This is a genomic window from Burkholderia sp. Tr-862 (genome assembly GCF_011753085.1).
Lineage (GTDB): Bacteria > Pseudomonadota > Gammaproteobacteria > Burkholderiales > Burkholderiaceae > Burkholderia > Burkholderia ambifaria.
Window position 1 is genome coordinate 22,625 of record NZ_VWWG01000010.1, and the last position, 17,769, is coordinate 40,393.

Below are 17,769 nucleotides of genomic sequence, written 5' to 3' on the forward strand. Positions count from 1 at the left end.
GTTCAGTTCGCGTGGTCGGTGTACACCGTCACGCCCGCGGACAGACCGGGGCGCAGCACGTGTTCGATGCCCGGCTGCGGATCGAGATGCACGCGCACCGGCACGCGCTGGACGATCTTCGTGAAGTTGCCGGTCGCGTTCTCGGGCGGCAGCACGCTGAAGGTCGCGCCGGTCGCGGGCGCGAGGCTGTCGACGCGGCCGTGCAGGCGCGTGCTCGACGCATCGAGCGTGACGTCGACGCGATCGCCCGCGCGCATCTTGCGCAGCTGGTCTTCCTTGAAGTTCGCGTCGATCCACAGCCCCGACGCGGGCACGACCGTCAGCAGCGGCACGCCGACATTCGCGAGCATCCCGACGCGGCTCGTACGGTTGCCGACGTAACCGTCGACCGGCGAGCGGATCGTCGTGTACTCGACGTTGAGCGCCGCGACGCGTTGCGCGGCGAGCGCCGTGTTCACGCGGGCCCGCGCATCGGCGAGCTGCGCGCCGAGCACGTCGAGCTGCCGCTTCGACGCGAGCAGCGCGGCGTCGCTGCGGGCGACGGCCGCATCCGCCTTCGAATAGTCGGCATCCGCGCGCTCGACGATCTGATTCGACACCGCATCGGATTTGACGAGCTCGCGGTAGCGCACGCGGTCGGACGACGCACGCGTGAGCTCGGCCGACGACGCATTGCGGTCCGCCGCGTGCTGGCCGATCACCGCGTATTGCAGCTGCTGCTTCGCTTCGAGTTCCGTCACCGCGGAGCGCGCGCTGTCGACTTCCGCGTCGGCCTGCGCGAGCTTCGCATCGTAGTCGCGCGCATCGAGCTGCACGAGCACGTCGCCGGCCTTCACGCGCTGGTTGTCGGTCACGAGGATCTTGTCGACGAAGCCGTTCACCTTTGGCGCGAGCACGGTGACGTCGCCGCCGACATACGCATCGTCGGTGCTTTCCTGGAAGCGCAGCACGAACAGCCAGTCGAGCGCGGCCGCGGCCACGACGACGACCACGGCGCCCACCGCGATGCGCATCCACGGCACGCGGCGCTGCTGCTTCGCGGGCGGGTCGATTGTGGCTGCTTCGCGGGAAGCAGCGGCTTGGGTCGTTTCCATCGATTCACCTATGTATATGCACTTATCAAAACGATCGACGATGTCGCATCGATCGGGAAAGGGGCTAGCGTTCCGGCAGGTTATGCGTGATCCGAAACAATTCGTCTCTGAGGCGGGCCGCCTGGGTGGACCCGAACCGCTGCTCGAACGCTTGCTGTGCGGCGAGCCAGTGCACATGCGCGTCGGCGATTCTGGCTTCGCCGTGCTCGGTCAGCGCGAACGTCTGGCGGCGGCAACGCGGCTCCATCCGGCCCGTCACGAGCGCGGCGCCGATCAGTGGCTTGAGCGCGCGCAGGAGCGCCGTGCGCTCGATCACCAGTACCGCCGACAGCGTCGCCATCGTCAGGCCCGGACGCTCCCGCAGCAGCGCGAGAATGCTGTACTGCGACGGCGTGACGCCTGCCCGCGACAGATAGCGCTCGTAGAACTGCGAGATTCGCCGCGCGGCCTGCCGGATCGCGAAGCAATCGTCATCGGTGAGGGTGGTCGTGTGCATGTGCACATATTAGGTGGCGAGGCGGCCTGAAGCGAGAGTCGGGGCGGGATCAGATTGGTGTCGTGGCTGTACCAATCGGCGGCCGGACGGCGCGTTTTTGCGCCGAGTCAGGCGGCGGCAGGAACAATCCGGCCTCCGCGGTCGCAATACGCGGCCGTGTAGTCGATGAACGCCTTGACCTTCGCGGGCAGCAGCGCGCGGTTCGCGTAAGCGAGCTTGATCTCCACGAACGCGTCGACCAGATCGGCGCCTTCGAGCAGCTGCACGAGCGCGCCCGACGCGAGTTCGGCCTCGACGAGCGTTCTCGGCACGACGCCGATGCCGAAGTCGTGCATCACCATTTCACGGTTGAAGACGGGGCTGTTCGACGAGATGTCGAAGCTCAACGGCACGGTCAGCGTGTCGCCGTCGACGCGGAACGACAGCGCGGGCCGGCGCAGCGACGGCGACAGCGGCACGAACGCATGATCGGCGAGCGCGGCCGGTGTCTCCGGACGCGGGTGCGCGCGCAGATACGCGGGCGTCGCGACGATCACCACCGGAATGCGTTCGACCAGGCGCACGACGGTCGTTTCGCTCGTCAGCATGTACGGCACGACGATGCCGATGTCGTAGCCTTCGCCGACGAGGTCGACCGGGCGCTCGGTCAGCGTGACGTCGAGGCGCACTTTCGGATGCGCGGCCTTGAAGCCGGCGATCAGCGGCACGAGCCGGTTCAGCGCGGCCGTCGTGTGCGCGACGAGGCGCAGCAGCCCCTCGGGCTCGCGCGTGTGCGACTGCGCCTGCGCTTCCAGCGAGTCGAGTTCGTCGAGCACGGCCGCGCAGCGTTCGTAGATGCGCTCGGCGGTTTCGGTCAGCGAGACCTGGCGTGTGGTCCGGTGCAGCAGGCGGCTGCCGAAGCGCGCCTCGAGATCCGCGACCGCTCGCGACACGACCGGCCGCGCGAGGCCGTGCATGTCGGCGGCGCGCGTGAAGCTGCGCATTTCCACCACCGACCGGAAGATCCGCAGCTTGTCGATGTAGTCCATGTTCGTCTCCTCGCGGCGATGGCGGCGCGCGGTGAAAGCGGCCTGCCCGGCCATGTTACGGCGGAGTGTACATTGACTTTATGCATATGCACATATAAATTGCCGATCATGAACGATATCGAGATCGCCCAGGCCTGCAATTGCCTCGCGCTGCGCCAGGCGGCGCGCTTCGTCACGCAACTCTACGAGCGGCATCTGGCCTCGGTCGGTGTCACGCCCGCACAGTTCTCGATCATGGCGAACCTGTCGCGCCGGCCCGGCCTGGTGATGAGCGAGCTTGCCGATTCGCTGGTGATGGACCGCACCACGCTGTTGCGCGCGCTCAAGCCGCTGCAGCGCGACGGATTCGTCGCCGCGGCCGCGTCCGAGCATGACGCACGCGCGCACGCGCTCAGCCTGACGAAGCTCGGCGAGCGCACCTTCGCGCAGGCGAAAGCCGCGTGGCAGGCCGCGCAGGACGAGTTCGAGACGCAGTTCGGCCGCGACCGGGCCAAGGCGCTGCGCGACGAACTGTTCAGCCTGACGGCGCAGCGCTAGCCGCAACGCGCGGTAGTATGACAAAAGCGATCCGGACTCGCCGGACGAGACACGAGGAGCACCCCCATGCTGCAGTTGAGCGAGCGCGACGACGCGATGTTGCGCGGCGCATTCGGCGACGGCGTCGCACGCGCGATGCGGATCGTCACGCGCACGGCCGAGGTCATGTCGGCGCCGCACCTGATCGATATCACGTCCGCGCATATCGACGGCTGCCTTTACCACGGCCAGACGAGCCTCGACTTCGTCGAGTATTTCGTCGACACCGGCGCGCGAGTCGCGGTGCCGACCACGCTGAACGTCGGGTCGCTCGACCTGATCCATCCCGAGCTGTATCACGGCGATCGCACGATCCAGCGTGACGCTCAGCGGCTGATGGAGGCGCACCTGCAACTCGGCTGCGAATCGAGCTTCACGTGCGCGCCGTATCAGCTGAAGAATCGTCCGCACCTGGGCGAGCAGATCGCGTGGGCCGAATCCAATGCGATCGTGTTCGCGAATTCGGTGCTCGGTGCGCGCACCAGCCGCTATGGCGACTTTCTCGATCTGGCCGCCGCGATCACGGGGCGTGCGCCGTATGCGGGCCTGCACGTCGAATCGAATCGCGCGGCGCGGATCGTATTCAACGCGCCGGAGTTCGGCAACCGGCCGTCGCGCGACATCTATTTCGCGGCGCTCGGGTTGCTGATCGGCAGGATCGCGGGCGCGATCGTCCCGGCGATCGTCGGGCTGCCCGCCGACACCACCGAAGACGAACTCAAGGCGCTCGGCGCGGCCGCCGCATCGAGCGGGGCCGTCGCGCTGTTTCATGCGGTGGGCGTCACACCCGAGGCGCCGACGCTCGACGCCGCGTTGCACGGGCAGGCGGCGCAGCAAACGGTCGATGTCGCGATGGCCGATCTCGACGAGATCCGCCGCACGCTGAATCATGGCGCGGCCGGCGACGCGCTCGTCGCGGTCGCGCTCGGCACGCCGCATTTTTCGCTGGCCGAATTCCGCACGCTCGACGCGCTGCTCGATCAGTTCGACGGCAAGCCGAAGTGCGATTTCTACGTGAACACGAGCCGCTTCATCCTGTGGGAGCTGGGCGAGCTCGGGCTCGCCGGAAAATTCGACGCGCGCGGCGTCCAGATCGTCGTCGACACCTGCACGTACATCACGCCGGTGATGAAACAGCTGTCGGGCCTGGTGATGACCAACTCGGGGAAGTGGGCGTCGTATGCGCCCGCGAACATCGGCGTCACGGTCGCGTACGGCAGCATGCGCGAGTGCGTGCGCTCCGCGTTCGAAGGAAAGGTGCGATTCGATGACTGAAGCAATGATGGGGCAACTGACGGGCGACACGCTCGTGCCGGGCAGCGCATGCGCGAACACGATCGTGCTCGACAAGCCGCTCAGCTTCTGGGGCGGCTACGACTCGGGCGCGGGGCGGATCGTCGATCGCGGGCATCCGCAGGCCGGCGCGAGCCTGGCCGGCCGGATCATGGTGATGCCGCACGCGAAGGGCTCGAGTTCGAGCAGCAGCGTGCTCGCGGAAGCGGTGCGCAACGGCACGGGGCCGGTCGGGATCGTGCTGAAGGAGCGCGACCTGATCATCTCGATCGGCGCGATCGTGGCGGCGGAGCTCTATGCGATCGCGGTGCCGGTGGTTTGCGTGACGGACGACGTGTATGACGCGATTGTCGCGTCCTCGGGGCCGGTGCGGATCGAGGCGGGCGAGGGCGCGGGCGGCACGCGAATCTACCTGGGCGACGCGGCGCGTTCGATCTGACCGGATCCGCGACGTGGCGGGCGCATCGGCTCGCCGCCCCGATTGTCGCTGCCCGGGTTTACGGTTGCGGCCCTTTCAGGCTGCGATGCACTTCGAGCGCGTTGCGCTCGACCCAGTTGTGCTGAAGCAGCCCATCGTCGCGCACGTGCCAGACGGCCGTGCCCGTCATGTCGATGGGCGACCGGCACGGCGCCGACCCCATGAACCCGTTGTTCGTCCCCGTCACGCGCCAGCGGCTCGCGACGCGGTCGCCGGCTTCGTTCTGGAACGTTTCGACGACCTCGAACTTGAAGTCGTCGATGCTCGTGAGAAAGGCCGCGACCCACTTCTTGAATTCCGCACGCGAGCGGATGACGACACCGCCCGACGTGATCGCGAAATCTTCCGCGACGAGGGCATCCACGGCGTCGGGGTTGCGCGACTGCCAGACCTCCCGCCAGAAATGCTCGACGATCTCGACCGAATTGCGTGTGCTCATCTTTCTGCTCCGTTGAAACGACGACATGGATACGCTTGCTGCCCCGGTTCACGATCGAATCCGGCAGGCCGAAGCCATTGTGCGAACTTGCGAACCAGAAGACAAACGAATAATCTTTCTTCCATCTAGAAGCGTTTCGAATGGATGGGGTGCGATGCTGGACCTGGATTTATTGCGGGCGTTCGTTGCCGTGGCCGAAACGGGCAGCTTCACGGCGGCGGCCAACGTCGTCGGGCGTTCGCAATCCGCGGTCAGCCAGAAGGTGCTGCGGCTCGAGGAAGCGCTGGACGTGCGCGTCTTCGAGCGGACGAGCCGCTCGCTGAGGCTGACGCAGGAGGGCGAACGCGTGCTCGCCGGTGGGCGTCGCCTGCTCGCGCAATACGACGCGTTCATGCGCGAACTGCGGGCGCCTGCGCCATTCGCGCGGCTGCGGCTCGGCGTATCCGAAAACCTCGTGCACGCGCAGTTGCCGCTGATCCTGGCGCGCTTCGGCGAGCGTTTCCCGTCCGTCCAGCTGGAACTCACCACCGGGTCGAGCCCGGAACTCGTCGACGCGCATCGCGCCGGCTTGCTCGACGTGGTGTTCGCGCGGCGCAAGCAGGAAGGCGCGCCGCTGCGCGGCCGCGTGATATGGCGGGAGCCGTTGGTATGGCTGGCCGCGAAAAACTACCGGAACGATCCGGCGCGCCCGGTGCGCCTCGTGATGATGCCGCCGCCCTGCGCGTATCGCGAAGTGATGACGGAAAGCCTGGAGGCGGCGCGGCGCGAATGGGCCGTGGGTTGCACGGCCAGCAATCTCGTGGGCGTGCAGGCCGCGGTGGCGGGCGGGTTGGGTGTCACCGTGCTGGGCAAGTCGTTCCTGCAGGCCGGCATGAAGATCCTGCCGACGTCTGCGCAATGGCCGGCGCTGCCCGCGTCCGAAGTCGCCGTGATCGGCGAGGATCCGGCAACGCAGTCGATCGTCGAGCCGCTCGTCGCGATGTTCGTCGACATCCTGACGGAGCGTTCGTCGACGTGAACCTATGCGCCCCGATCGAATCGGCTAGCGCGTGTTCCCCGAACTCGACACCGTCAACCCGGCCGCCGCTTCCCGGTAGGCACTTGGCGTCTGCCCGGCCCACCGTCGGAATGCGCGCGTGAAATTCGCCGGGTCGGTGAATTGCAGCCGCTCGGCGATCGTCTTCAGGTCGAGGTCCGATGCCGCGAGCAACTGCTTCGCATCGCGAAACCGCGCTTCGTCGAGCAGTTGCCGGTAGCTCGACCCGGCCTCCTCGAGCCGGCGCCGCAACGTACGCGTCGACACGAGCAGCGCGTCGGCGAGCGCCTCCGGGCTCGAATAGTCGCCGGCCGTGCGCGCCAGTTCCGCGCGCACGCGCTCGACCAGATCGCCTTCCTCCTGGCGTACCTGCGCATACTCGCGCTCGACCTGCACGAGCGCCTGCCGGTGCGCGACTTCGTCGGCGAGCGGCAGCGGCCAGTCGAGCACGTCGCGCGCGATCCACAGCGCATTCGCCGCGCAGCCGAATTCGACCGGCGGCAACTGGTCGCGATAACGCGCGAAATAGCCGGGCTCCGGCCACACGAAGCGCAGCGCGATCGGCGGCGACGCGCGCCCGGACCACTGCGAGATATTCTGCGCGAGCCCGGTCAGCACGAACTCGAACATCACGTGATGCTGGAGCACGGGGCTCGCCTGCACGCCGTGCAGTTCGAGTGTTGCGCCGTGTTCGTCCTCCGCGTAGGTCAGACGATATTGGCGATTGCGCATCCGGAAGTAGCGCTGCGTGACGACCAGCGCGTCGCGGATGTCCCGCGCGGTCAGCGTCGCATAGCCGAGGAAGCCGTGCACGGTCGGCTTCAGCAGCAGCCCGAACGCGAGCCCGATGCCTGGATCGCCGCCGATCTCGATCGCGTTGAGCACGAGCCGGCCCCATTGCGACGGCGCGACGCGCGCGTCCGGTTCGGCCAACACCGCGTCGCGTAGCCCCGTGCCTGCGCGCACCGCGGCGAGATCGACGCCGCGCGCGGCCAGCGCTTGCAGCAACAGGCGCGTATAGGCGACCGGAATCGTCGGCCGGCGGAGCCCGAGGTGATCCTTGCGTGACGGGGAGGTCATGTCGATTTGGCCGGAAATGACAAGCATTATGGCTGTTTGCCCCCTCACGTTCAAGGCGGCGCGCGCCTACGATGACACCCATCGCTTATCGGCAGACTCATCATGACGACCCCCTTTCCCCACTTGCTCGCACCGCTCGACCTCGGCTTCACCACGCTGAAGAATCGCGTGCTGATGGGCTCGATGCACACGGGCCTCGAGGACAGCCGCAAGACGCTGCCGCGGCTCGCCGACTATTTCGCCGAACGTGCGCGCGGCGGCGTCGGCCTGATCGTGACCGGCGGCTTCGCGCCGAACGTGGCCGGCTGGACCAAGCCGTTCGGCGGCACCCTGATGACGTCCGCCGGCGCGCGGCGCCATCGCGTGATCACCGACGCCGTGCATGCGGACGACGGCAAGATCGCGCTGCAGATCCTGCATACCGGCCGCTACGGCTACCACCCGTTCGCGGTCGCGCCGTCGAAGATCAAGTCGCCGATCTCGCCGTTCGCGCCGCATGAACTCAGCGCGCGCGGCGTCGAGCGGCAGATCCGTGCGTTCGTCCGCTGCGCGCAGCTCGCGCGCGAGGCCGGCTACGACGGCGTCGAGATCATGGGCTCCGAGGGCTACCTGATCAACCAGTTCATCTCGATGCATACGAACAAGCGCAGCGACCAGTGGGGCGGTTCGTATGAAAACCGCATCCGCCTGCCGATCGAGATCATCGAGCGCACGCGCGAAGCGGTCGGGCGCGACTTCATCCTGATCTACCGGCTGTCGATGCTCGACCTGATCCCGGACGGCAGCGACTGGCGCGAGACCGTGCAGCTTGCGAAGGCCGTCGAGCGCGCGGGTGCGACCATCATCAACACGGGGATCGGCTGGCACGAGGCGCGCGTGCCGACGATCGCGACGTCGGTGCCGCGCGGCGCGTTCGCGTGGGTGACCCAGAAGATGAAGGGCGAGGTCGGCATCCCGCTCGTGACGACCAACCGGATCAACCGGCCCGAAGTGGCCGAGCAGATTCTCGCGGATGGCTGCGCGGACATGGTGTCGATGGCGCGTCCGCTGCTCGCGGATGCCGAGTTCGTCGTCAAGGCCGCGCAGGGCCGCGCCGACGAGATCAACACCTGCATCGGCTGCAATCAGGCGTGTCTCGACCATGCGTTCAAGAACAAGATCGCGTCATGTCTGCTGAACCCGCGCGCCTGCCACGAGACGGAGCTGGTCTATACGCGGGCGCCGCAGCCGAAGCGCATCGCGGTCGTCGGGGCGGGGCCGGCCGGGCTCGCGTGCTCGACCGTGCTCGCGCAGCGCGGCCACCACGTCGACCTCTTCGACGCGGCCGCGGAGATCGGCGGCCAGTTCAACATGGCGAAGCGGATCCCGGGCAAGGAAGAGTTTGACGAAGCGCTGCGTTACTTCGGCCGCCAGGTCGAGCTGACCGGGGTGAACCTGCACCTGAACCGCCGCGTCGACGCGAGCGACCTGATCGCGGGCGGCTATGACGAGATCGTGCTCGCCACCGGCGTGGCGCCGCGCGACCCGAAGATTCCCGGGCAGGACGGGCCGAACGTGCTCAGCTATATCGACGTGCTCGCCGGCAGGCAGCCGGTCGGCCGGCGTGTCGCCGTGGTCGGCGCGGGCGGCATCGGCTTCGATGTCGCCGAGTATCTGGTGCAGGACGGCGAGTCGCCGACGCTCGATCTGGAAGAGTGGAAAGCGGAGTGGGGCGTGACCGATCCGGCCGCGACGCGCGGCGGCGTGACGCGTGCGCAGGTCGGGGCGCCCGCGCGCGAAGTGACGCTGCTGCAACGCAAGGCCGCGCCGCTCGGCAAGGGGCTCGGCAAGACGACCGGCTGGATTCACCGCGCGACGCTGAAGATGAAGCAGGTGAAGATGATCGGCGGCGTGAACTACGAATTGATCGATGCGCGCGGGTTGCACGTGTCGTACGGCGAACAGCGCACCGATCACGAACTGATCGAAGCCGACACGATCGTGCTGTGCGCGGGGCAGGAACCGCAGCGCGCGCTGCTGGTGCCGCTGCAGGCAGCCGGACGGTCGGTGCATCTGATCGGCGGTGCGGAACTGGCAGCCGAACTCGATGCGAAGCGTGCGATCGATCAGGGTTCGCGGCTTGCCGCGCGGCTGTAACGGGCAATCGTTCCGGGTGTCGGGACGGCGTGCGTCGCGCGGCGGTGCCCTGCCTGCGCGACGCATCGCGGTTTTCCGCCCCGTAATTCTCTAGGCCGGGGGCATGCCGACAGCGTGGAACCGAGGTGCCGTGTCGCCATGCGATGCGATTCCGGCACACAGCCATCCGCTACCGGCCCCGCGTGTGTCAGGCCGCTTCGGCCCGTTCCTCCTCTTCCGCTTCCAGCATCGCCTTGACGATCAGGTAGACGGCCGGCAGGTCGTCGTCGTCGCGACGCCAGTCGACCGGCTCCTCGACGTCCGCCGCGACCAGCCGGCTGTCGCGCAGGCGGATGAACGCGTCGACGACGGTCGGATCGTTGCGGCTCAGGAAACCGGCGTTCGAGAACGCGAGTTCCTCGACGTTCAGCAGCGCCTGCCAGCTCATCGTGCGGACGGCGGCCGGATGCGTGCGGCGTCGCAGGCCGAGCGCGCGCTGCGCAGGGCCGCCGACGACACGCTGCAGATCGACGACCGCGCGCTGCGCGGCACGCTCGAAGTGGCCGGGGTTGAAGCCGGGTTGCTCGGGATCGAATGCGGATGACTGGAACATGGTCGCCTCACAAAAGTCCGTCCGTCATGGGTGACGGAATTCGGGTCAAATGGTGCAAAAGCACTGTAAATATATACAGTGTTTGAGGCGGTTTCAAGTCCTGAATGAATACGCGCGTGTGCCGCGGCCCGTTTCGGACGATGGAAAGTGCGGTTGCGTTCGTGCCGCGAGCGATTCATAGCGACGCGGCGATCGTCTCCCGCAACCATCGATGCGCCGGATCGCGATGCACGCGTTCGTGCCACAGCATCGACATCTCGTAGCCGGGGACTTCGACCGGCGCTTCCACGACGCGTAATGCGGGCGTGTTGCGGACCAGCCGCTCCGGCAGCATCGCGACGAGATCGGTGCTGGCGACGGCCGACATCACGAACAGGAAATGCGGAACCGACAGCACGACACGCCGCGCAGCGCCCGATTTCGCGAGCGCTTCGTCCGTCACGCCGAAGAAGCCGCCGCCGTCGGGCGACACGATCACGTGTTCCAGCGCGCCGAACTGCGCGAGCGTCGGGCGCCGCTTCAGCTTCGGATGACCGGCGCGGCCGACGAGCACGTATCGCTCGACGAACAGCGGCAGGCGCCGCATGCCTTCCGGCGACGCTTCGGTCATATGGAAGGCCAGGTCGATGCCGTTGCGCTCCGCGTCCTGCTCGATGCGCGGCGGCACGAGTTCGACGACGGCGAGCCGCGCAGCGGGGGCGGCCGAACGCAGCGTGTTCAGCGCGGGCAGGACGATCGTCGATTCGCCATAGTCGGTGGCGGCCACGCGCCACGTGTTCGTTGCGGTCGCCGGATCGAACGGCGTCGCCGTCAGCACCGCCCGCTCGAGCGCGTCGAGCGCGTCCCGCAGCGGCTCGCGCAGCGTTTCGGCGCGCGCGGTCGGCCGCATCCCGCGCGGCCCCGGCAGCAGCAGAGGATCGCCGAACAGGTCGCGCAGTTTCTGCAACTGCACGCTGACCGACGGCTGCGACATGTTCAGTTTTTCAGCTGCCCGCGTGACGTTGTGCTCGGCGAGCAGCACGTCGAGCGTGACCAGCAGGTTCAGGTCCAGTCGTCTGAGATTGTTCATGGCTATACCAGGAATATCAGGAATTCATTTCCAATATACCGTTGGCGACGGCATCCTGCAGTCATGCAATCAACGGAGCAGTGAACATGAATGTGCTGATCGTTTATGCCCATCCCGAACCGCGTTCGCTCAACGGCGCGTTGCGGGACTTCGCGGTCGAGCATCTCGAAGCGGCCGGCCACGCCGTGCAGGTGACCGATCTGTACGCGATGAACTGGAAGGCCGCGTTCGACGCGCATGACGTGACCGACCGTGCGCCCGACGCGCGTTTCGATCCCGCGCTCGATTCGAAGCGTGCGTTCGAGACGGGCACGCAGCGCGACGACATCGCGCGCGAACAGGACAAGCTGAAGTGGGCCGACGCGGTGATCCTGCAGTTTCCGCTGTGGTGGTTCTCGATGCCGGCGATCATGAAGGGCTGGGTCGAGCGTGTGTATGCGTACGGCTTCGCGTACGGTGTTGGCGAGCATTCCGACCAGCACTGGGGCGACCGTTACGGCGAGGGCTCGCTGGCGGGCAAGCGTGCGATGGTGATCGTCACGACGGGCGGCTGGGAGTCGCACTACAGCGCGCGCGGCATCAACGGGCCGATCGACGACGTGCTGTTTCCGATCCAGCACGGGATTTTGTATTACCCGGGGTTCGACGTGCTGCCGCCGTTCGTGATCTATCGGACGGGACGGATGAACGACATGCGCTTCGACGAAACGCGCGCGGCGCTCGGCAAGCGTCTCGACGAACTGTGGACCGCACGGCCGATTCCGTTCCGGCGGCAGAATGCAGGGGACTACGAAATTCCGGCGCTGACGCTGAAGGCCGGGATCGCGCCGGAGAAGGTGGGGTTTGCGGCGCACCTCGCGCACGAGCAGTGAGGGTGTGCGATCACGGCCGGTCGATGCGCCGTTCGATGCGCAGGCGGCCCGGCGGTTCGAAGTAGGTGCCGAAGCGCACGAGTCCCGTGTTCTTCAGGTGGCATGTCATTTCGAAGCTCACCAGGATGCCGGGATCGCGGTTATCGACGATCCCGACGTCGATCGAACGGATGCGCGGCTCGTACTTCAGTAGCGTGGCCTCCATCTGCTGCTTGAGCAGATGCGCCGACGCGGGCAATGCCTTGTAGATGTTCGTGAGGTCGGGCAACCCGTAGTCGGGCAGGTGCTTGAGCGCGCCGGCCCGCGTATTGAGAATGCGTCGCACGTTCTGCTGCACGCTCAGGCATTCGAGCGTTCGGTCGTCGTAGGCGCCGATCGGCTCGCCGCCGATCTGGCCGAGCAGCATGTCGTAGAGGGAGGGGCCGGCGGTCATGGGCGGTTCGGTTGCTCGATGCGAGCCTCGATCGTGGCCGGGGCATCGACGAAATCGATCGTCAACGCACCTTCGACGCCGGTCGACAGCAGGATGTGTCGCGGCGTGACACCTGTTGCCATCCGGGCAAGCAGTTCGCGGGACACGACGGGCAGCACGCGCTGGTTCAGGAGCGCATCGACGCCGCGTGCGCCGGAATCCCGCGACACGCAGTGCTGCGCGATCGATTCGATCAGATCATCGTCGCACGTTAGCGTGACGGTGTGTTGCCGATGCAGGCGTTCGGCAATCTTGTCCAGTTTGATCCGCACGATCGATGCAAGCGCCGCGGCGTCGAGCGGCCGATAGACGAGCGTCTGGAAGCGTGCGAGCAGCGCCGGCTGAAAATGCGCGACCAGCTGCGGATGAATGGCTTCGCGCAACGCGACCTGCGTGATCGACGCGTTTTCGGCCGTCGCGTCGTCGATCTGCGCACTGCCGAGATTGGACGTCATCACGATCACGCAGTTGCGGAAATCGATCTCGCGCCCTTCGCCGTCGCGCATCGTGCCGCGGTCGAACACCTGATAGAAAATATCGAGCACGTCGCGATGCGCCTTCTCCACTTCGTCCAGCAGCACGACGCTGTACGGACGCTGGCGCACGGCTTCGGTCAGCACGCCGCCGCGTCCGTAACCGACATAGCCGGGTGGTGACCCCTTGAGCTGCGATACCGTGTGCGCTTCCTGGTACTCCGACAGATTGATCGTCGTCAGCGCCGCAGTGCCGCCGAACAGCACCTCGGCGAGCGCGAGCGCCGTCTCGGTCTTGCCGACACCCGACGGCCCGGCGAGCAGGAATACGCCGAGCGGCGCGTGCTCGCTTTTCAGGCCGGCCTTGGCGGTGCGCAGGCTCTCCGCCAATGCGCCGATCGCATCGTCCTGTCCGACCACGCGTGTCGCGAGCGTCGACTCGAGCGCGAGCAGGCTTCGCAGTTCATCCTCGACGAGATTGCCGACCGGTACGCCCGTCCATTCGGCGACCACGCGCGCGATCGATCGCGCATCGACGTCGGGGGAGATCATCGGCGCTTTGCACTGGACGGTCGATAACGCGTCGAGCGTGTTGGAAACGGCTACCGGGTCGGGCGCCTGATCGGTCGAGCCACGGAGCGTGCGCAGGATGCCGACGAGCTCGCGTTCTCGCATGTACTGGCCGAGCAGCGCATCGGCGGTGTGGCGCACGCCTTCGTGTTCCGCGCTGATCGCGATCTGCCGTCCTCCGACGTCGGCGATGCCGGCGCGGGCGTCCGCATCGAGTGCGGCACGCTCCAGCTCGAGCGCCGCCAGCGCCGCATGAGCCTGTTGCAGTTCCGCCGGCGGTACGTCGAGTGCCATCCGCACGCGCGCGGCTGCCGTATCGATCAGATCCACGGCCTTGTCCGGCAACTGGCGCGCCGGAATGTAGCGGCGCGACAGGCGGACGGCCGCGACGATCGCCTCGTCGCGGATGTGAACCTCGTGATGGGCCGCATAGCGGCCGGCGAGCCCGCGCAGCATCAGGCAGGCTGCTTCGTCGTCCGGCTCGTCAACCTTGACGACCTGGAAGCGCCGTTCGAGTGCCGCATCGCGTTCGAAGTATTGCTTGTATTCGGCCCACGTGGTGGCCGCGATCGTGCGCAACTCGCCGCGTGCGAGCGCAGGCTTGAGCAGGTTGGCGGCATCGGCGCCGCCTGCCGCGTTACCGGCACCGATCAACGTGTGCGCCTCGTCGATGAACAGCAGGATCGGTGTCGTCGAAGCTCGCACCTCGTCGATCACGTTCTTCAGCCGTTGCTCGAATTCGCCCTTAACACCGGCGCCGGCCTGCAGCAAGCCGAGATCGAGCGTCAGGATGCGCGTGCCGCGGATCGTTTCCGGCACGCCGCCGTCGATCACGCGCAATGCGAGCCCTTCGACAAGCGCGGTCTTGCCGACGCCCGGTTCGCCGACCAGGATCGGATTGTTCTTGCGGCGGCGCGCGAGCACGTCGATCATCTGCCGGATCTCGCGGTCGCGTCCGAAGACGGGGTCGATCTCGCCACGACGCGCCTTGTCGGTCAGGTCGAGCGTGAAACGCGCGAGTGCGTCGTGCTCGATCGCGCGCGTGGGGGCAGGGTGTGCCGCGGCGGCCGACGTCGGTGTTCCCGTTGCGGGCAGATCGCCGGCCGAGTCGGTTTCGGGTGCCGATACGGGGTCGTCAACTGCGTTTTCGCACGATCGCCGCCCGAGCCGGGGCAGCACGCGACGAATCTGCGCGCTGGAGACGGACAGCAGCGGCCACGCACGCTGGGTGCGCAGGACATGAGGGGCATCGACGATCGCTTGCAGCAGGTGGCCCGAACGAATCAAGTCGTCGGGATCGTCGGACGTCGCATGCGCCCACGCATCCTCCAGCACCGTGGCGAGTTGTCGCGACAGTGCCGGCATGCCGCGCAACGTGCGTGGCATGCGCTCGATCACGTCGATCATCGCATCCCAGACGGCGTCGATGTCGAGGTCGTAGTGGCGCAGCAGCGCGGGAATGTCGCCATCATCGGCTTCGATCAGCTTCAGCACCCAGTGCTCGACCGCGATTTCGTCCGCGAGCCGGGTCTGGCAAAGATTCGCCGCGGCTTCGAGTGCGCGCGTGCAGTGGGGATTGAGGCGACGAATGAGATGGGAAGCGTCCCGGAGCGGCGGCGTCATGTCGGTATCGGATCAGGAAGGGAAGAGGGCGGGCGCCCGGAAGAGCGGAATCCCGCCGCGCAAGCGCGACGGATTCCGCCAGCCGGTCAATCCATCAGGAACGTTCGTTCCAGGTGTCCTTGTGGATGATGTTGCCGTCCTTGTACGACCACGTGATCGTCTCGTAACGCAGTTCCACGTCTTCGAGATGGTTGTGCTTCTCGTAGTCGGGGTTCTTGATGTCGAGCATCTTCGGTTTCACCGCGACGATCTTCACGTTGTCGAGCTTGGTGTTGAAGTATTCCTTTTCCTTGCCCGCGTCGTCGATCCGATACCACTTGATCTCGACCGACTTCAGCGTCTGGCCGCTCGTCACGGCCTTGTACAGATACGGTGTCGACGCGTCGGTCTCCTTCGTCAGCGTGATCGGCTTGTGCACGCGCGTGCCGGTCAGCTTGCCCGTATTGCCGTCGGTCGGAATGTGCACGCCGTGATCGAACGCAACCAGTTCGACGCTACCCTCGCGATCCTGGACGGTTACCGAACCCTTGATGTCCGCGCCACCGTCGTCCTTGAGCCACATGTAGGCCGGAATTGCCATTTGTTCACTCCTTCTTCTTCGTACTGCGAATCGCCGGAACCGGATTCCGGCGCTGATAAACCCGGGGCGACTGCCCCGGGAACCCAAACGCGTGTTACTTCGCGGCGCCGGTCGGGACGGCAGGCACCGGTGTATCGGGCACGAGCGTGATCTCGACTCGACGATTCTTTGCCCGCCCTTCCGGCGTGGCGTTGTCGGCAACCGGCCGCGTATCGCCGTAGCCCTGGATCGCGAACCGTGTCGGCGGGATGCCGGACGCTTCGACGAGCCAGTCGCGCACGGCCGACGCGCGATCGATCGACAGCTTCAGATTGCGATCGGGCCGACCCTGATCGTCCGCGTAGCCGGCGACGAGCACGCGTTTGCCTGGATGGGACTTGATCAGTTCGAGCGCATCGACCATCGCGCGCGTGGTGCCCGTTCGGAGCCTTGCCTTGCCGCTGTCGAACAGCGACATGCTGTCCAGCGTGACGACGGCGGGCGGTGGCGGGGGCGGTTCGTACGACGCGATTGCGTCATTGAGGACGGGCAGCAGCGGTGCACCGCGATAGGTGCCGAACGACAGCCGGAGCGGCACGCCGACCCGTGCGTACCGGTCGAGCTGATCGCGGTCCGACGCAAGGACGCGGAGCGCGTCGCGTTTGGCTGCGTCGTGCGTGGCGGGGATACGGTTGTAGTGTTGAAGGTGCTCGCCGATGCGGGTCATCAGCGCATCGTTGTTCTTTGCGGCGCCGCAGATGGCGGCGATTGCGGCGCAGGCGACGATCGCGATGACGTGCGCGGCGGCGGTGATGCGCGGCGACCGCCACGATCGGCGCGGCATCGCGTCGATCAGCGGTTGCGGCAATGGCCATGGCGTCGGCGACGCAGGCAGTGCGGCCGGGGCGATACCTGTCAGGCTCCGGACTTCACGGTCCCACGGTTGGCCGGGGCCGCTCGCCGGGCCATGGTCGATCCAGCCGGCGCCGAACAACGGCCAGGGCGATGCGGGCTGGCGGCGATCCGTCAGCGTGTCGAACACGACACGTCGGGTCCACCCGATCATCGATGCGACGCCGGCGGCGCGTGCCGCGACCGCCGGACTTCCGTCGGCATGGAGCGCATCCGACTCGGCTGCGTCGATTGCGGTGTCGAAGCGATGCATGTCGACGATGGCCGATCCGGTCGACATGCCATACCACCGGGCCGCCGATTCGACGGCCGGCGGCGTCGCCGCGGCGTTTGCGTTCGAGAGCCGCTGATAGATGGCGACATAGCCCGGCAGCGCCGCGCCGAGCATGCGGGACGCATCCGCAACGGCCTGCCGGATCACGCGCAGCGACTGCGATAGCGTGTCGTCGTTCGCATGAAGGCCCGGCGCGACCGCCAGCACGACACAATCCGGCGCGTGACCGTCCCGCCATTGGCGGACCGCGACGGCAAGCCGGGGAAGATCCTGAGGGCTGTCGGCTCGCAACCAGATCGCGCCGTCGCCGACATGCACGAAACGCGACATGGCCGTATCGCGATCGAACAACGCGGACAGGCCGTCGCCGGTGACGAGCGCGAGCGGCATTCTCGTGCGCAGCGTGACGGGCAGGTCGGCGGTCGCCGCGCCCAGTTGTGCAATCACATGAACGTTTCGTTCCCGGGCGCGCGTCAATCCGCGCGAATGCAGCCAGACGACCAGCGTGGAAAGCGTGACGACGATCGCCACCCATCCCCACATGACGCCGCGCTCGACGGGTACAACCCATCCGACGACGGCCAGTGCCAGTGCCGCGGACAGCGTCACGACCGTTCGGAGCGGATAGCCCAGGCCCGACAACGCCGCGCGTGCCGCATTGGAATCGGCGTGGGTTGCCGCCGTTGGGAGCATGGTG

Annotated in this window: 17 protein-coding genes; 6 read left to right on the forward strand and 11 right to left on the reverse strand. The window is 67.2% G+C overall.

What is annotated here, in order from left to right; translation table 11 throughout:
• Positions 1-2: 2 nt before the first annotated feature.
• From F3J14_RS05665 to F3J14_RS05675, 3 genes are all read right to left on the reverse strand, one after another.
• Positions 3-1,094 (reverse strand): HlyD family secretion protein, encoded by a 1,092-nt coding sequence (locus F3J14_RS05665; RefSeq protein WP_166722164.1) that lies wholly within the window; start codon positions 1,092-1,094, stop codon positions 3-5.
• A gap of 64 nt (positions 1,095-1,158) precedes the next feature.
• Positions 1,159-1,590, reverse strand: coding sequence for a MarR family winged helix-turn-helix transcriptional regulator (locus tag F3J14_RS05670; protein ID WP_166722165.1), 432 nt, complete (start codon positions 1,588-1,590; stop codon positions 1,159-1,161).
• Positions 1,591-1,697: 107 nt separating this feature from the next.
• Positions 1,698-2,618, reverse strand: a complete 921-nt coding sequence (locus F3J14_RS05675; protein WP_166722166.1) for a LysR family transcriptional regulator — start codon at positions 2,616-2,618, stop codon at positions 1,698-1,700.
• 108 nt (positions 2,619-2,726) lie between these two features.
• Here F3J14_RS05675 and F3J14_RS05680 point away from each other — a divergent pair, with 108 nt between their 5' ends.
• The 3 genes from F3J14_RS05680 to F3J14_RS05690 all read left to right on the forward strand — a co-directional run bounded on the left by F3J14_RS05680 (position 2,727) and on the right by F3J14_RS05690 (position 4,926).
• On the forward strand, positions 2,727-3,155 hold the full coding sequence (locus tag F3J14_RS05680; protein ID WP_166722167.1) for a MarR family winged helix-turn-helix transcriptional regulator: 429 nt from the start codon (positions 2,727-2,729) through the stop codon (positions 3,153-3,155).
• Positions 3,156-3,221: 66 nt separating this feature from the next.
• On the forward strand, positions 3,222-4,469 hold the full coding sequence (locus F3J14_RS05685; RefSeq protein WP_166722168.1) for an aconitase X: 1,248 nt from the start codon (positions 3,222-3,224) through the stop codon (positions 4,467-4,469).
• Positions 4,462-4,926 (forward strand): DUF126 domain-containing protein, encoded by a 465-nt coding sequence (locus F3J14_RS05690; RefSeq protein ID WP_166722169.1) that lies wholly within the window; start codon positions 4,462-4,464, stop codon positions 4,924-4,926. The genes F3J14_RS05685 and F3J14_RS05690 overlap by 8 nt, the downstream gene beginning before the upstream one ends.
• Before the next feature lie 58 nt (positions 4,927-4,984).
• Here F3J14_RS05690 and F3J14_RS05695 read toward each other — a convergent pair whose 3' ends face one another.
• Positions 4,985-5,404 (reverse strand): ester cyclase, encoded by a 420-nt coding sequence (locus F3J14_RS05695; RefSeq protein ID WP_166722170.1) that lies wholly within the window; start codon positions 5,402-5,404, stop codon positions 4,985-4,987.
• 25 nt (positions 5,405-5,429) lie between these two features.
• Here F3J14_RS05695 and F3J14_RS05700 point away from each other — a divergent pair, with 25 nt between their 5' ends.
• Positions 5,430-6,422 carry a LysR substrate-binding domain-containing protein gene (locus F3J14_RS05700; protein ID WP_247682137.1) on the forward strand — a complete coding sequence of 331 codons (993 nt, stop codon included), beginning with the start codon at positions 5,430-5,432 and terminating at the stop codon, positions 6,420-6,422.
• A 24-nt stretch (positions 6,423-6,446) separates the two neighbouring features.
• Here the strand turns inward: F3J14_RS05700 and F3J14_RS05705 are convergent, their stop codons facing one another.
• On the reverse strand, positions 6,447-7,547 hold the full coding sequence (locus F3J14_RS05705) for an AraC family transcriptional regulator (protein WP_166722171.1): 1,101 nt from the start codon (positions 7,545-7,547) through the stop codon (positions 6,447-6,449).
• A gap of 75 nt (positions 7,548-7,622) precedes the next feature.
• Between F3J14_RS05705 and F3J14_RS05710 the strand changes: the two genes are divergently transcribed.
• Positions 7,623-9,656 (forward strand): NADPH-dependent 2,4-dienoyl-CoA reductase, encoded by a 2,034-nt coding sequence (locus F3J14_RS05710; protein WP_166722172.1) that lies wholly within the window; start codon positions 7,623-7,625, stop codon positions 9,654-9,656.
• 187 nt (positions 9,657-9,843) lie between these two features.
• Here the strand turns inward: F3J14_RS05710 and F3J14_RS05715 are convergent, their stop codons facing one another.
• Complete coding sequence (locus tag F3J14_RS05715) at positions 9,844-10,248, reverse strand: DUF2471 family protein (protein ID WP_006750278.1); 405 nt, start codon at positions 10,246-10,248, stop codon at positions 9,844-9,846.
• 175 nt (positions 10,249-10,423) lie between these two features.
• Positions 10,424-11,317 carry a LysR family transcriptional regulator gene (locus F3J14_RS05720; RefSeq protein ID WP_166722173.1) on the reverse strand — a complete coding sequence of 298 codons (894 nt, stop codon included), beginning with the start codon at positions 11,315-11,317 and terminating at the stop codon, positions 10,424-10,426.
• Positions 11,318-11,403: 86 nt separating this feature from the next.
• Here F3J14_RS05720 and F3J14_RS05725 point away from each other — a divergent pair, with 86 nt between their 5' ends.
• Positions 11,404-12,189 (forward strand): NAD(P)H-dependent oxidoreductase, encoded by a 786-nt coding sequence (locus tag F3J14_RS05725; RefSeq protein WP_166722174.1) that lies wholly within the window; start codon positions 11,404-11,406, stop codon positions 12,187-12,189.
• Positions 12,190-12,199: 10 nt separating this feature from the next.
• On the opposite strand, the gene tssE is transcribed toward F3J14_RS05725, so the two are convergent.
• From tssE to F3J14_RS05745, 4 genes are all read right to left on the reverse strand, one after another.
• Positions 12,200-12,622, reverse strand: coding sequence for a type VI secretion system baseplate subunit TssE (tssE, locus tag F3J14_RS05730; RefSeq protein WP_105786623.1), 423 nt, complete (start codon positions 12,620-12,622; stop codon positions 12,200-12,202).
• Positions 12,619-15,327, reverse strand: coding sequence for a type VI secretion system ATPase TssH (gene tssH / locus F3J14_RS05735; RefSeq protein WP_166722175.1), 2,709 nt, complete (start codon positions 15,325-15,327; stop codon positions 12,619-12,621). Before tssH ends, tssE begins: the two co-directional genes overlap by 4 nt.
• Before the next feature lie 94 nt (positions 15,328-15,421).
• Positions 15,422-15,907 carry an Hcp family type VI secretion system effector gene (locus F3J14_RS05740; protein WP_006750272.1) on the reverse strand — a complete coding sequence of 162 codons (486 nt, stop codon included), beginning with the start codon at positions 15,905-15,907 and terminating at the stop codon, positions 15,422-15,424.
• Positions 15,908-16,001: 94 nt separating this feature from the next.
• Positions 16,002-17,765 (reverse strand): OmpA family protein, encoded by a 1,764-nt coding sequence (locus F3J14_RS05745; RefSeq protein WP_166722206.1) that lies wholly within the window; start codon positions 17,763-17,765, stop codon positions 16,002-16,004.
• Between the last annotated feature and the right edge of the window lie 4 nt (positions 17,766-17,769).